We start from the raw sequence: 11,665 nt of genomic DNA, 5'->3' as shown, positions 1-11,665 counted from the left end.
GTGCAGGCCGACTTTGCCAACGCGCGCCGCAAGCTGGGTGTGGTTCCGCAAGAGCTGGTTTTCGACCCCTTTTTCAACGTACGCGAGGCACTGCGTTTCCAGTCGGGCTACTTCGGCGTCAAGAACAACGACGCCTGGATCGACGAACTGCTGGAAAACCTGGGCCTTTCGGACAAGGCCAGTGCCAACATGCGCCAGCTCTCGGGTGGCATGAAGCGCCGCGTGCTGGTGGCGCAGGCGCTGGTGCACAAGCCGCCCATCATCGTGCTCGACGAGCCCACGGCGGGCGTGGATGTGGAACTGCGCCAGACGCTGTGGCACTTCATCGCCCGCCTGAACAAGGAAGGGCACACCGTGCTGCTCACGACGCACTACCTGGAAGAGGCCGAGGCCCTGTGCGGGCGCATCGCGATGCTCAAGTCGGGCCGGATCGTGGCGCTCAACCGCACCAGCGAACTCCTGCAGGCTGCCTCGGGCAGCGTTCTCCAGTTCAAGACGGATGCCGTACTGCCGCCAGCGCTCAACGCCATCGCGCGCGTCACTGGCCGCATCGTGCAATTGCCCGCGCACGACGCGGCAGAGATCGAGAGCCACCTCGCCGCCCTGCGCGTAGGGGGCGTGGACGTGCATGACATGGAAATCCGCCGCCCCGACCTGGAGGACGTTTTCCTCCAGGTGATGTCGGGCACGTCGGCATCGAACATTCCCCCCGAAGGGGTTGCACTATGACCGGTTGGCAGACGCTGTTCTACAAAGAGGTCCTGCGCTTCTGGAAGGTCAGTTTCCAGACCGTGGCTGCACCCGTCCTCACCGCCGTGCTGTACCTGTTGATCTTCGGCCACGTGCTCGAAGACCATGTGAAGGTCTATGACCGCATCAGCTACACCGCGTTCCTGGTGCCGGGGCTGGTGATGATGAGCGTGCTGCAGAACGCCTTTGCCAACAGTTCGTCGAGCCTGATCCAGAGCAAGATCATGGGCAGCCTGGTGTTTGTGCTCCTCACGCCGCTGTCGCACCGGGCGTGGTTCGTGGCGTATGTGGGCTCCTCCGTGGTGCGAGGGCTGGTGGTGGGCCTGGGCGTGTTCGTGGTCACCATGGCATTTGCCTGGCCCCAATTTGCGGCCCCGGTGTGGATCGCGGTGTTTGCCTTGCTGGGCGCCGGTCTGCTGGCCACGCTGGGGTTGATCGCCGGGCTGTGGGCCGACAAGTTCGACCAGCTGGCCGCGTTCCAGAACTTTGTCGTCGTGCCCATGACGTTTCTCTCGGGCGTTTTCTACTCCATCCAGTCACTGCCCCCGTTCTGGCAGACGGTAAGCCACCTCAATCCATTTTTCTACATGATCGACGGTTTCCGCTATGGCTTCTTTGGCCAGAGCGATACCTCGCCCTGGCTCAGCCTCACCATCGTGGGCGTCGCGTGGCTGGCCGTGAGCGCACTGGCCATGCACTTGCTGCGTACCGGCTACAAAATCAGAAACTGATGAACGTCCTGCTAAGCCGCTTCGCGCTTTTTTTCTTCCGTGCACGGCGTCGCTGACTCGGGCACGCCAGGGCTGACACGCAGGTAACCCCACCCAACGAATCGCTGCTATGACCGCTGACCAACTCCAAGACATCATCACCGCCGGCCTCGCTTGCGAGCACATCGCACTGGAAGGCGATGGCCGCCACTGGTACGCAACCGTTGTCTCGGCCGAGTTCGAAGGCCAGCGCACCTTGCAGCGCCAGCGCCGCGTGTACGCCACGCTGGGGAACCGGCTCCAGACCGACGAGGTGCATGCGCTGTCGATGAAGACTTTCACGCCTGCGGAATGGGCTGCGCAGCAGGCATGAACTGATTTGCTATATTTTTGATAGCTTGCGGCGCTTGTCATGAAAGCGCTGAAACCCTTTTTTACTCATATCCTGGTTTTTTGAGATGGACAAACTCCTGATCCGCGGCGGCCGCACCTTGCATGGCGAAGTGCAGGTGTCTGGCGCCAAGAATGCCGCCTTGCCGGAGTTGTGCGCCGCACTGCTCACGGCCGAGCCCGTGACCCTGCTCAATGTGCCCCAGCTGCAGGACGTGAGCACGATGCTCAAGCTCATCCGCAACATGGGCGTGGCGGCCGAGCGGGCCGACGATGGCACTGTGCGCATCGATGCCAGTGGCCTGAACACGCCCGAGGCCCCGTACGAGCTGGTCAAGACCATGCGAGCTTCGGTGCTGGCGCTGGGTCCGCTGCTGGCGCGGTTTGGCGAGGCGACGGTGTCGCTGCCAGGCGGCTGCGCCATCGGCTCGCGGCCGGTGGACCAGCACATCAAGGGCCTGGCCGCCATGGGCGCGGACATCGTGGTCGAGCACGGCTACATGATCGCCAAGCTGCCCGCGGGCTGGAAGCGCCTGAAGGGCGCGCGCATCACCACCGACATGGTGACGGTGACCGGCACCGAGAACTTCCTCATGGCCGCCGCGCTGGCCGAAGGCGAGACAGTGCTCGAGAACGCAGCGCAGGAGCCCGAGATCGTCGACCTGGCCGAAATGCTGATCGCCATGGGCGCGCAGATCGAGGGTCACGGCACCAGCCGCATCCGCATCCAGGGCGTGGACAAGTTGCATGGCTGCACCCACCGCGTGGTGGCCGACCGCATTGAGGCCGGCACCTTCCTGTGTGCCGTCGCGGCCACGGGCGGCGACGTCACGCTGCGCCACGGCCGGGCCGACCACCTGGATGCCGTGATCGATAAGCTGCGCGAGGCGGGTGTGGACGTACAGGGCGTCGAGGGTGGTATCCGCGTGAAGAGCGCAGGCGGAGCAAGCCTCAAGGCCCAGGGTTTTCGCACGACGGAATACCCGGGCTTCCCCACCGACATGCAGGCCCAGTTCATGGCGCTCAACTGCATTGCGCAGGGCACGGCCACGGTGACCGAAACCATCTTCGAGAACCGTTTCATGCACGTGGATGAACTCGTGCGCCTGGGCGCCAAGATCCAGACCGACGGCAAGGTCGCCGTCATCGAAGGCGTGCCGCGTTTGTCCGGCGCCACGGTGATGGCCACCGACCTGCGCGCCTCGGCCAGCCTGGTCATTGCCGGCCTAGTGGCCGACGGCGAGACCATGGTGGACCGCATCTACCACCTGGACCGCGGCTACGACTGCATGGAAGCGAAACTGCGCGGCATTGGTGCCGACATCGAACGAGTAAAAGCATGAGCAGCAACATGATTACCCTGGCGCTTTCCAAGGGCCGCATCTTTGACGAAACCCTGCCGCTTTTGGCTGCCGCCGGCATCGAGGTACTGGAAGACCCCGAAAAATCGCGCAAGCTCATCCTGCCTACCAATCAGCCCAACGTGCGCGTGGTGCTGGTGCGCGCCACCGACGTGCCTACCTATGTGCAATACGGCGGCGCCGACCTGGGCGTGACCGGCAAGGACACGCTCATCGAGCACGGCGGCCAGGGCCTGTATCAGCCACTGGACCTGCAGATTGCCAAATGCCGCGTGAGCGTGGCTGTACGCAGCGACTTCGACTACGAGCGGGCCGTCAAGCAAGGCTCGCGCCTGAAAGTCGCCACCAAATACACCAGCATCGCCCGCGATTTTTTTGCGACCAAGGGTGTGCACGTGGACATGGTCAAGCTCTACGGCAGCATGGAGCTGGCACCGCTGACCGGCCTGGCCGATGCGATCGTCGATCTGGTGTCCACCGGCAACACCCTCAAGGCCAACCACCTGGTGGAGGTCGAGCGCATCATGGACATCAGCTCCTACCTGGTCGTGAACCAGGCTGCGCTCAAGCTCAAGCAGGCACCGCTGCGCCGCATCATTGATGCGTTTGCCTCGGCCATACCAGCCGAAAAGAACTGATCCACCTCCAACGACTGACACTATGACTTTGGTAGCTGCTCCCGCCCGTCTGTCCACCGCTGCGGCCACTTTTGAGGCTGATTTTGCAGCCCGCCTGCATTGGTCTGCCGACACCGACGCGGCCATCGAGCAGCGTGTGGCCGACATCCTGGCCGACGTGCAAAAGCGCGGCGACGCGGCGGTGCTGGAGTACACCGCCCGCTTCGACGGCCTCAGCGCCCCCAACATGGCCGCGCTGGAGCTGACCCAGGCCGACTTCAAGGCCGCGTTCGACGCCATCCCGCAGGCCCAGCGCGACGCGCTGCAGGCCGCCGCCAAGCGCGTACGCAGCTACCACGAGGCGCAGAAAAAGGCCTCGGGTGAGAGCTGGAGTTACCGCGACGAAGACGGCACCCTGCTGGGCCAGAAGGTTACGCCGCTGGACCGTGTGGGCATCTACGTGCCCGGCGGCAAGGCCGCCTACCCGTCCAGCCTGCTGATGAACGCCATCCCGGCCCATGTGGCGGGCGTGCAGGAAATCATCATGGTGGTGCCCACCCCCGTGCGTGGCAGCGTGGCGACCGGCGGAACGGGCGAGGGCACCTCGACGAAGGGCGAGCGCAACGAGCTGGTGCTGGCCGCCGCCTACGTGGCCGGTGTGACCCGCGCCTTCACTATCGGCGGCGCACAGGCCGTGGCCGCGCTGGCCTACGGCACGGCCACCGTGCCCAAGGTGGACAAGATCACCGGCCCCGGCAACGCCTACGTGGCCAGCGCCAAGAAGCGCGTGTTCGGCACCGTGGGCATCGACATGATCGCGGGCCCGAGCGAGATTCTGGTGCTGGCCGATGGCACCACGCCGCCCGACTGGGTGGCGATGGATCTCTTCAGCCAGGCCGAGCATGACGAGCTGGCGCAGAGCATCCTGCTGTGCCCTGACGCCGCCTACCTTGACGCCGTGCAGCGCGAGATCGACCGCCTGCTGCCCACGATGCCGCGCGCCGAGATCATCGCCAAGAGCCTCACCGGTCGGGGCGCGCTGATCCTGACGAAGGACATGGAAGAAGCCTGCGCGATCAGCAACCGCATCGCACCGGAACACCTGGAGGTTAGCTCTACCTCCCCACACCGCTGGGAGCCGCTGCTGCGCCACGCGGGCGCGATCTTCCTCGGGGCCTATACCTCCGAAAGCCTGGGCGACTACTGCGCCGGTCCCAACCACGTGCTGCCCACCAGCGGCACCGCACGTTTCTCGTCGCCACTCGGCGTGTACGACTTCCAGAAGCGCAGCAGCCTCATCGAAGTGAGCGAAGCCGGTGCACAGGTGCTGGGCACGATTGCGGCCGAACTGGCCTATGGCGAAGGCCTGCAGGCGCATGCGCAGGCGGCGGAAATGCGGCTGATGCGCAGCAGTTCCTGAGACGTTGCACCTTTGCCTTCGGTAGGGGTGCGTTCACACCGTACCGGTGGCAGCGGGCGCACGGGTAGCGGCAGGGGCGCGGGTCCAGCCCAGGCACCCGAAGGCCGCGCCAGAACGGCTCACCAGCATGGCGCCCTCGCGGTAGAGCGCCCAGGCCGCTGAGGGGTTGTCCATGGATACGGCCCAGGTGCCGCCCGCGCGGTCCACCCACAGCACGCGGGCATCCAGCCGCGCCAAGGCATTGAAAGCCTGGCCGGGCGCCACCCCGGGGGCGAATAGCACGGTCACCTGGTCGCCCTGGCCTCCCGGAAGCGCCGCAATGGGCCCCGCGACCAGTACGGCCAAGCCCAGCGCGGCCGCTGCGCGTCGCCCCGGCTCTCCGGCGCCGTGGTCGCCGCCCGGGCGGCGCAGCACCATCCACCCGGCCACGGCCGGGGCCACGCCAAAAACGAAGAACCAGATCAGGTCCCACACCAGCGGTTCGGGCGAGTCCACCTTGATGCGGTGGATGCCCAGCACCCAGTGCGAGAGCACGGCATCCAGGACGTGCCAGCCCCCAAAACCGATGAGCGCCATGCCGCCCAGCAAGCGGCCCGCCCCGGCGCTGGTCAGCGCCGAGCGGCGACGCCACAGCTGCCACAGCGCCGCGGCGCCGATCAAGTACATCAGGGCGTGAAAAATACCGTCGGCCATGATCTGCACCCGCATGTCCCGCGCGGCCTGCACGTTGGACAACAGGTGGTGCCACTGCAGGATCTGGTGCAGCAGGATGCCGTCAAAAAAGCCCCCCAGAGCCAGGCCGAGGAAGAAACCGGTCCCTGCCAGGGAGGGGCCGGTGGTACGTGCTTCGAGCGTTGTCATGGAGACTCCTTCACCGGGAGGGGCCGCTTCATACTACGGGCCCCGCGCATTTCTGCGGTCAGTGGAACGGAGCACCCGCCACGGCGCCGAGCGACAACACCTTGCTGCGGTGTAGGACGTTCAGGCGCCCGCGGCGCTGGCTGCAGCGGCGGGGAGGGACCAGGCCGTCGGAGCCGTGGTGGAAGCGGGGAGGGCTGCAAGTGCCGGGAGTTTGGCCTCTCTCTGCGCGTAGCGGGCCCAATTCAGCCGGGCGGGGCGGTGGCCTTCCGCGCTCACCCGCAGCCGCACAGGCCCGGCGAAGGTCAGGCGCTGCCCGGCCTCCAGGAAATAGTCTTCCAGCAGACCATCACAGGTCACCCACACGCGACCTTGCTCGACTTCGAGCAGGGCCGTGTCGCCCGCGCGGAAGTCAAGCACCTGGACGGCCTGCAGCGGTGGCAGCGGCTGGCGCTTCCATTGGAGGGCGAGGGGCACCGCCGGCTGCGAGGGCAGGGCGGACAACGGTGGGGTGGGGGATTGCGGTGTGTTCATGCCTTCACTGTGCGGCTGCCGGCGTTCTGGCAACAGCCACAGGATCCTGCGATGTGGGCCAGTACAGAATCGCCATGCAGCCTGTCTGTACTGGTCGTGCTGATGTGCTTCTGTGCTGTCCAGTGGGCAGGCTGCCAGTACAGAATGCGGCATGGCCACCGATGACGCTCCCCCGCTGTACCTCCAGATCGCTGAACAGCTCGCGCAACTGATCCGCAATGGCACCCTGGCGCGCGGCGAGAAGTTGCCATCGGTGCGCGAGCTCGCCAAGCAGCATGCCGTGGCGCAAACCACGGTGGTGCAGGCCTACCACTGGCTCGAAGATGCGCGCCTGATCACCGCGCGCCCGCGCTCCGGCTTCTTTGTGGCCGCGCGGCCCGTGAGCCTGCCTGAGCCCAGCACCCCGCGCGCCCTGCGCCGTCCACGCGAGGTCTCGGTGGATTGGCTCGGCCAGCGCATCCTGGGGCGCAACCAGCCTGCGGACATGATTTCGTATAGCAGCGGCACGCCCAGCCCTGAACTGTTCAATCCGGACCGGGTGCGCCGCGCCGTGGTCCGTGCCGCGCAGCGCCACCGCAACCTGCTGTGCACCTATCCCCACTCGTCGGGCCATGAGGACGCGCGGCGCGCCATCGCGCGCTATGCAGTTGGGCTGGGCTGCAGCCTGGACCCCGAAAACATCGTGATCACCGGGGGCTGCATGGACAGCATCGCGCTGTGCCTGCGCGCTGTCACCCAGCCGGGGGATGTGGTGGCGCTGGAATCGCCCACGCATTTCTCGTTTCTGGAGGTGCTGCAGGGCCTGCACCTCAAGGCACTGGAGATTCCCACCCACCCGCGCAACGGCCTGTCGCTGGACGCTTTGCAACTGGCGCTGGAGACACAGCCCGTCAAGGCTGTGATGGTGGTGCCCACGCTGAGCAACCCACTGGGCAGCTGCATGCCGCTGCCAGAGCGCAGGCGCCTCGCGCAGATGGCCGCGCGACACGGCATGGCGGTGATCGAGGACGCGATCTACAACGACCTGGTAGAGGTGGACGAGATGCGCCGCACCATCAAGTCGTATGACACCACGGGCCATGTGATGCTGTGCGATTCGTTCTCGAAGACGCTCGCGCCGGGCCTGCGCCTGGGTTGGCTGGAGGCCGGGCGCTGGGCCGACCAGTTGCGCGCCATCAAGGACCTGCAGGCGGGCGGGCAGTCCGCCGTGCTGGAGCTGGCATTGGCCGACCTCATCACGCAGGCGGGCCATGCGGCCGCCATGCGCCAGCTGCGGGCGGCCGTGGCAGCGCGCATGGACGAGGTGCGCCGCATCATCGCCGCCCACTTCCCGCAGGGCACGCGGGTGAGTGACCCGCCCGGTGGCCTGCTGCTGTGGCTGGAGTTGCCGCGAGCGCTCGATGCGGTGCAACTGCACGAGGCGTGCCTTGCCCGGCAGATTCTGATCGCGCCCGGCACGGTGTTCAGCACCAGCGGGCGGTTCCGCAACTGCCTGCGCATCGGGGTGGGCGGCGATTGGTCGCCGGCCCATCTGGAGGGGCTGCGCACTGTGGGGGACATGGCCTGCCAAATGCTGCGCACCGTGGCCGATCGCAAAGTCGCTTGAGGAAACGCGGCCTGGGCCTCATTTTTGGCAGAAATTTTTACACGAAGTTCGTGTTGCACGAAGTTCGTGTAATATTTGCCCTATGAAAAACATCACCGTGACCATGGATGACACCGTCGCCGAATGGGTGCGCGTGGAAGCGGCCAAGCGCGGCAGCAGCGTCTCGCGCCTGCTGGGGGAATGGCTGGCCGAAAAGATGCGCCAGGAGGACGCCTACGCCCAGGCCATGCGCGAAGCACTGGGCTTTGAATCCTGGGGCACCTCCAGCGGGCCTTATGTACCGCGCGAGACGCTATTCCTGCGCTGACGGGTGACCAACGCATGAGCACCGTCCCCATCTTTGTCGATACCGAGATCCTGCTGGCCAGCGTGGACGACCGCGATCCCGCACGCCAGTCGCGGGCGCGCGAATGGATCAGCTTTTGCTGGCAGACCCGCAGCGGCCGCATCAGCTCGCAGGTGCTCAACGAGCTGTACAACCAGGCCATCCAGCGTTTTGACGGCCCCCAGGTGCTGCAGCAGGTGCGCGCCCAAGTGCGCCGCCTGCGCGTGTGGCTGCCGCCGCATCTCGATTCCTACACCGTGGACGGCGCCTGGGACCTGCAGGACCGCTACCGCCTGGGCTACTGGGATGCGCTCATCCTCTCGTCCGCCCACCAGCAGGGCTGCCGCTATCTGCTGACCGAGGCGCTGCCGCATGGTGAACCCCTGGACGCCGTGACGCCCATCAACCCGTTTCTTGCAACCCCCAACGAACTGGACACTGACGAATGAATACTCCCGCGTCCTCCCCCCTTCAAGCGCTGGCCCGCATCCGCCCCGACGTGCGCGCCATGCACGCTTACGCCGTGCAGCCTTCTGCCGGCATGCTCAAGATGGACGCGATGGAGAACCCGTTCCGCCTGCCCGCGCATCTGCAGGCTGCGCTGGGCCAGCGCCTGGGCGGGGTGGCGCTCAACCGCTATCCCGGCGACCGCCTGCTGGACCTGAAGGCGGCCCTGGCCCAATACGCCGGCATGCCCGAGGGCTACGGCATCGTGCTGGGCAACGGCTCGGACGAGCTCATCACCCTGCTGGCCCTGGCCTGCGCGCGCCCTGGCACAGGAGAACGCGCCACCATGCTCGCTCCCATGCCCGGGTTTGTGATGTATCCGATGAGCGCCCAGCTGCAGGGTCTGGACTTTGTGGGCGTACCGCTCACACCGGACTTTGAACTGGACGAGCCGGCCATGCTGGCCGCGATCGCGCAGCACCGCCCTGCCGTCACCTACATCGCGTACCCCAACAACCCCACCGCCACGCTGTGGGACGAAGGCACAGTGCAGCGCGTCATCGACGCTGCGGGCGCGCAGGGCGGTATCGTGGTCATGGACGAGGCCTACCAGCCCTTTGCCAGCCGCACCTGGATCGACCGCATGCGCGCCGAGCCCGCGCGCAACGCCCACGTGCTGCTCATGCGCACGCTCAGCAAGTTTGGGCTGGCGGGCGTGCGCCTGGGCTACCTCATCGGCCCAGCGGCGCTGGTAGGCGAGATCGACAAGGTGCGCCCGCCCTACAACGTGAGCGTGCTCAACTGCGAGGCTGCGCTGTTTGCGCTGGAGCATGCCGACGTGTTTGCCGGCCAGGCGGCGGAAATCCGTGCCGAGCGTGCCAAGCTCGTGGCGGCCTTGCGCCAGATGCCCGGCGTTGAAAAATGCTGGGACAGCGAGGCCAACATGATCCTCATCCGCGTCGCAGATTCCGCCAAAACCTACGACGGCATGAAAACCCGCAGGGTGCTGGTCAAGAACGTTTCTACAATGCACCCATTGCTGACCAACTGCCTGCGCCTCACGGTAGGCAATGCCGACGACAACGCGCAGATGCTGGCAGCACTCCAAGCCTCCCTATGACTTCCTCCGCACTCGTACCTTCCACGGCCGCCCCGGACCCCGCGGCCGACCGCACCGCCGAGGTCAGCCGCAACACCGCCGAGACGCGCATCACCGTGCGCATCAATCTCGACGGCACGGGCCAAGCCAAGCTGCACACCGGCATCGGCTTCTTCGACCACATGCTCGACCAGATCGCCCGCCATGGCCTGATCGACCTGGATATCGATTGCGAAGGCGACCTGCACATCGATGGACACCACACGGTGGAAGACGTGGGCATCACCCTCGGGCAGGCGTTCGCGCGCGCCGTGGGCGACAAGAAGGGCATTCGCCGCTACGGTCACGCCTACGTGCCGCTGGACGAGGCCCTGTCGCGCGTGGTGGTGGACTTCTCGGGCCGCCCGGGGCTGCACATGGACGTGAAGTTCACGGCTGGCAGCATTGGCCAGCTCGACACCCAGTTGGTCTACGAGTTCTTCCAGGGATTCGTGAACCACGCGGGCGTGACGCTGCACATCGACAACCTCAAGGGCTTCAATGCCCACCACCAATGCGAGACCATCTTCAAGGCGTTCGGGCGCACGCTGCGCGCGGCGCTGGAGCGCGACCCGCGCTCGGCGGGCGTGATCCCGTCCACGAAGGGCTCCTTGTGAAATTTCCAAGTCTTATCAAGCGCTAGCGCTTGATGGACAAGCGCTAGCAGCTATGAATATCGAAGCAAAAACCGTCGCGGTCGTCGACTACGGCATGGGCAACCTGCGCTCCGTGTCGCAGGCCGTGCAGGCCGCCGCCCAGGGCACGGGCTGGACCGTCGTCGTCACCCAGCGCCCCGAAGACGTGCGCGCCGCCCAGCGCATCGTGCTGCCCGGGCAGGGGGCCATGCCCGACTGCATGCGCGAGCTGCGCGAATCGGGCCTTCAGGAATCGGTGCTGGAAGCGGCCGCCACCAAGCCGATGTTTGGTGTGTGCGTGGGCATGCAGATGCTGCTGGACCACAGCGCGGAAGGCCCGGGCGGTGGAACCCCCGGCCTGGGCCTGATTCCCGGCGAAGTGCTCAAGTTCGACCTGGCAGGCCGCATGCAGCCCGACGGCAGCCGCTTCAAGGTGCCGCAGATGGGCTGGAACCAGGTTCGCCAGGTGGCGCATGCCCACCATGGGGGCGGCGTGCATCCTGTGTGGCGCGGCGTGCCTGACAACAGTTACTTTTATTTTGTGCACAGCTTTTATGCCGTGCCGCAAAATCCGGCGCATTGCGCGGGCCAGACCGACTACGGCGGTTTGTTTGCCGCGGCCATTGCACGCGATAATATTTTTGCCACCCAGTTTCACCCGGAGAAAAGCGCGGAACACGGCCTGGCCCTGTATCGCAACTTTCTGCACTGGAACCCCTGAACCTCCACTTTCCCAACCGTTCGGGCCGAGCCGCGCCTCGCCCTTTTCCTCCCCCCGAACTTCACCATCATGTTGCTCATCCCCGCCATCGACCTCAAGGACGGCCACTGCGTACGCCTCAAGCAAGGCGATATGGACCAATCCACCACCTTT

15 protein-coding genes are annotated in these 11,665 nt (G+C 66.1%); 13 read left to right on the top strand and 2 right to left on the bottom strand.

Features of this window, described 5'->3' with window-relative positions; genetic code table 11:
- The 6 genes from MRY84_RS10610 to hisD all read left to right on the top strand — a co-directional run.
- Positions 1-729, top strand: a 729-nt coding sequence (locus tag MRY84_RS10610) for an ABC transporter ATP-binding protein (RefSeq protein ID WP_291505697.1), incomplete at its 5' end; no start/stop codon positions are given.
- Positions 726-1,481, top strand: coding sequence for an ABC transporter permease (locus MRY84_RS10605; RefSeq protein ID WP_291505696.1), 756 nt, complete (start codon positions 726-728; stop codon positions 1,479-1,481). The genes MRY84_RS10610 and MRY84_RS10605, both read left to right, overlap by 4 nt.
- A 109-nt stretch (positions 1,482-1,590) precedes the next feature.
- Complete coding sequence (locus MRY84_RS10600) at positions 1,591-1,833, top strand: BolA/IbaG family iron-sulfur metabolism protein (protein WP_291505695.1); 243 nt, start codon at positions 1,591-1,593, stop codon at positions 1,831-1,833.
- 85 nt (positions 1,834-1,918) lie between these two features.
- Positions 1,919-3,193, top strand: a complete 1,275-nt coding sequence (gene murA, locus MRY84_RS10595) for a UDP-N-acetylglucosamine 1-carboxyvinyltransferase (protein ID WP_291505694.1) — start codon at positions 1,919-1,921, stop codon at positions 3,191-3,193.
- A complete protein-coding gene (gene hisG / locus MRY84_RS10590) occupies positions 3,190-3,849 on the top strand; it encodes an ATP phosphoribosyltransferase (RefSeq protein WP_291505693.1) in 660 nt (219 codons plus the stop codon). The genes murA and hisG overlap by 4 nt, the downstream gene beginning before the upstream one ends.
- 22 nt (positions 3,850-3,871) lie before the next feature.
- Complete coding sequence (gene hisD / locus MRY84_RS10585; RefSeq protein ID WP_291505692.1) at positions 3,872-5,248, top strand: histidinol dehydrogenase; 1,377 nt, start codon at positions 3,872-3,874, stop codon at positions 5,246-5,248.
- Between the two features lie 33 nt (positions 5,249-5,281).
- On the opposite strand, the gene MRY84_RS10580 is transcribed toward hisD, so the two are convergent.
- Together MRY84_RS10580 and MRY84_RS10575 are read right to left on the bottom strand one after the other, a co-directional pair.
- Positions 5,282-6,109: a DUF2243 domain-containing protein gene (locus MRY84_RS10580; protein ID WP_291505691.1), complete on the bottom strand. Its 828-nt coding sequence runs from the start codon at positions 6,107-6,109 to the stop codon at positions 5,282-5,284.
- A 120-nt stretch (positions 6,110-6,229) separates the two neighbouring features.
- Positions 6,230-6,640: a DUF2917 domain-containing protein gene (locus MRY84_RS10575; protein WP_291505690.1), complete on the bottom strand. Its 411-nt coding sequence runs from the start codon at positions 6,638-6,640 to the stop codon at positions 6,230-6,232.
- Between the two features lie 151 nt (positions 6,641-6,791).
- Between MRY84_RS10575 and MRY84_RS10570 the strand changes: the two genes are divergently transcribed.
- The 7 genes from MRY84_RS10570 to MRY84_RS10540 form a co-directional block, all read left to right on the top strand.
- Positions 6,792-8,246: a PLP-dependent aminotransferase family protein gene (locus MRY84_RS10570; protein ID WP_291505689.1), complete on the top strand. Its 1,455-nt coding sequence runs from the start codon at positions 6,792-6,794 to the stop codon at positions 8,244-8,246.
- Between the two features lie 82 nt (positions 8,247-8,328).
- Complete coding sequence (locus MRY84_RS10565; RefSeq protein ID WP_291505688.1) at positions 8,329-8,553, top strand: CopG family transcriptional regulator; 225 nt, start codon at positions 8,329-8,331, stop codon at positions 8,551-8,553.
- Positions 8,554-8,567: 14 nt separating this feature from the next.
- On the top strand, positions 8,568-9,020 hold the full coding sequence (locus MRY84_RS10560) for a PIN domain-containing protein (protein ID WP_291505687.1): 453 nt from the start codon (positions 8,568-8,570) through the stop codon (positions 9,018-9,020).
- On the top strand, positions 9,017-10,138 hold the full coding sequence (gene hisC / locus MRY84_RS10555) for a histidinol-phosphate transaminase (RefSeq protein ID WP_291505686.1): 1,122 nt from the start codon (positions 9,017-9,019) through the stop codon (positions 10,136-10,138). The genes MRY84_RS10560 and hisC overlap by 4 nt, the downstream gene beginning before the upstream one ends.
- Entirely contained in the window at positions 10,135-10,773 is a 639-nt protein-coding gene (hisB, locus tag MRY84_RS10550; RefSeq protein ID WP_291505685.1) for an imidazoleglycerol-phosphate dehydratase HisB, read from the top strand. The genes hisC and hisB overlap by 4 nt, the downstream gene beginning before the upstream one ends.
- 52 nt (positions 10,774-10,825) lie before the next feature.
- Positions 10,826-11,512: an imidazole glycerol phosphate synthase subunit HisH gene (hisH, locus tag MRY84_RS10545; RefSeq protein ID WP_291505684.1), complete on the top strand. Its 687-nt coding sequence runs from the start codon at positions 10,826-10,828 to the stop codon at positions 11,510-11,512.
- A gap of 69 nt (positions 11,513-11,581) precedes the next feature.
- The coding region (locus tag MRY84_RS10540; RefSeq protein ID WP_291505698.1) for a HisA/HisF-related TIM barrel protein at positions 11,582-11,665 on the top strand (84 nt) is incomplete at its 3' end.

The sequence above is a fragment of the Acidovorax sp. genome, from assembly GCF_022763525.1.
Taxonomy (GTDB): domain Bacteria; phylum Pseudomonadota; class Gammaproteobacteria; order Burkholderiales; family Burkholderiaceae_C; genus Acidovorax.
Note: the sequence above shows the minus strand (reverse complement) of the source record. Positions and strands in the feature narration are given on the sequence as shown.

Coding starts and splice junctions, on each gene's coding strand:
- hisC (WP_291505686.1), top strand. CDS start 9,017: ATGAATACTCCCGCGTCCTCCCCCCTTCAAGCGCTGGCCCGCATCCGC.
- MRY84_RS10575 (WP_291505690.1), bottom strand. CDS start 6,640: ATGAACACACCGCAATCCCCCACCCCACCGTTGTCCGCCCTGCCCTCG.
- MRY84_RS10560 (WP_291505687.1), top strand. CDS start 8,568: ATGAGCACCGTCCCCATCTTTGTCGATACCGAGATCCTGCTGGCCAGC.
- MRY84_RS10605 (WP_291505696.1), top strand. CDS start 726: ATGACCGGTTGGCAGACGCTGTTCTACAAAGAGGTCCTGCGCTTCTGG.
- MRY84_RS10600 (WP_291505695.1), top strand. CDS start 1,591: ATGACCGCTGACCAACTCCAAGACATCATCACCGCCGGCCTCGCTTGC.
- hisH (WP_291505684.1), top strand. CDS start 10,826: ATGAATATCGAAGCAAAAACCGTCGCGGTCGTCGACTACGGCATGGGC.
- hisG (WP_291505693.1), top strand. CDS start 3,190: ATGAGCAGCAACATGATTACCCTGGCGCTTTCCAAGGGCCGCATCTTT.
- hisB (WP_291505685.1), top strand. CDS start 10,135: ATGACTTCCTCCGCACTCGTACCTTCCACGGCCGCCCCGGACCCCGCG.
- MRY84_RS10580 (WP_291505691.1), bottom strand. CDS start 6,109: ATGACAACGCTCGAAGCACGTACCACCGGCCCCTCCCTGGCAGGGACC.
- hisD (WP_291505692.1), top strand. CDS start 3,872: ATGACTTTGGTAGCTGCTCCCGCCCGTCTGTCCACCGCTGCGGCCACT.
- MRY84_RS10565 (WP_291505688.1), top strand. CDS start 8,329: ATGAAAAACATCACCGTGACCATGGATGACACCGTCGCCGAATGGGTG.
- murA (WP_291505694.1), top strand. CDS start 1,919: ATGGACAAACTCCTGATCCGCGGCGGCCGCACCTTGCATGGCGAAGTG.
- MRY84_RS10570 (WP_291505689.1), top strand. CDS start 6,792: ATGGCCACCGATGACGCTCCCCCGCTGTACCTCCAGATCGCTGAACAG.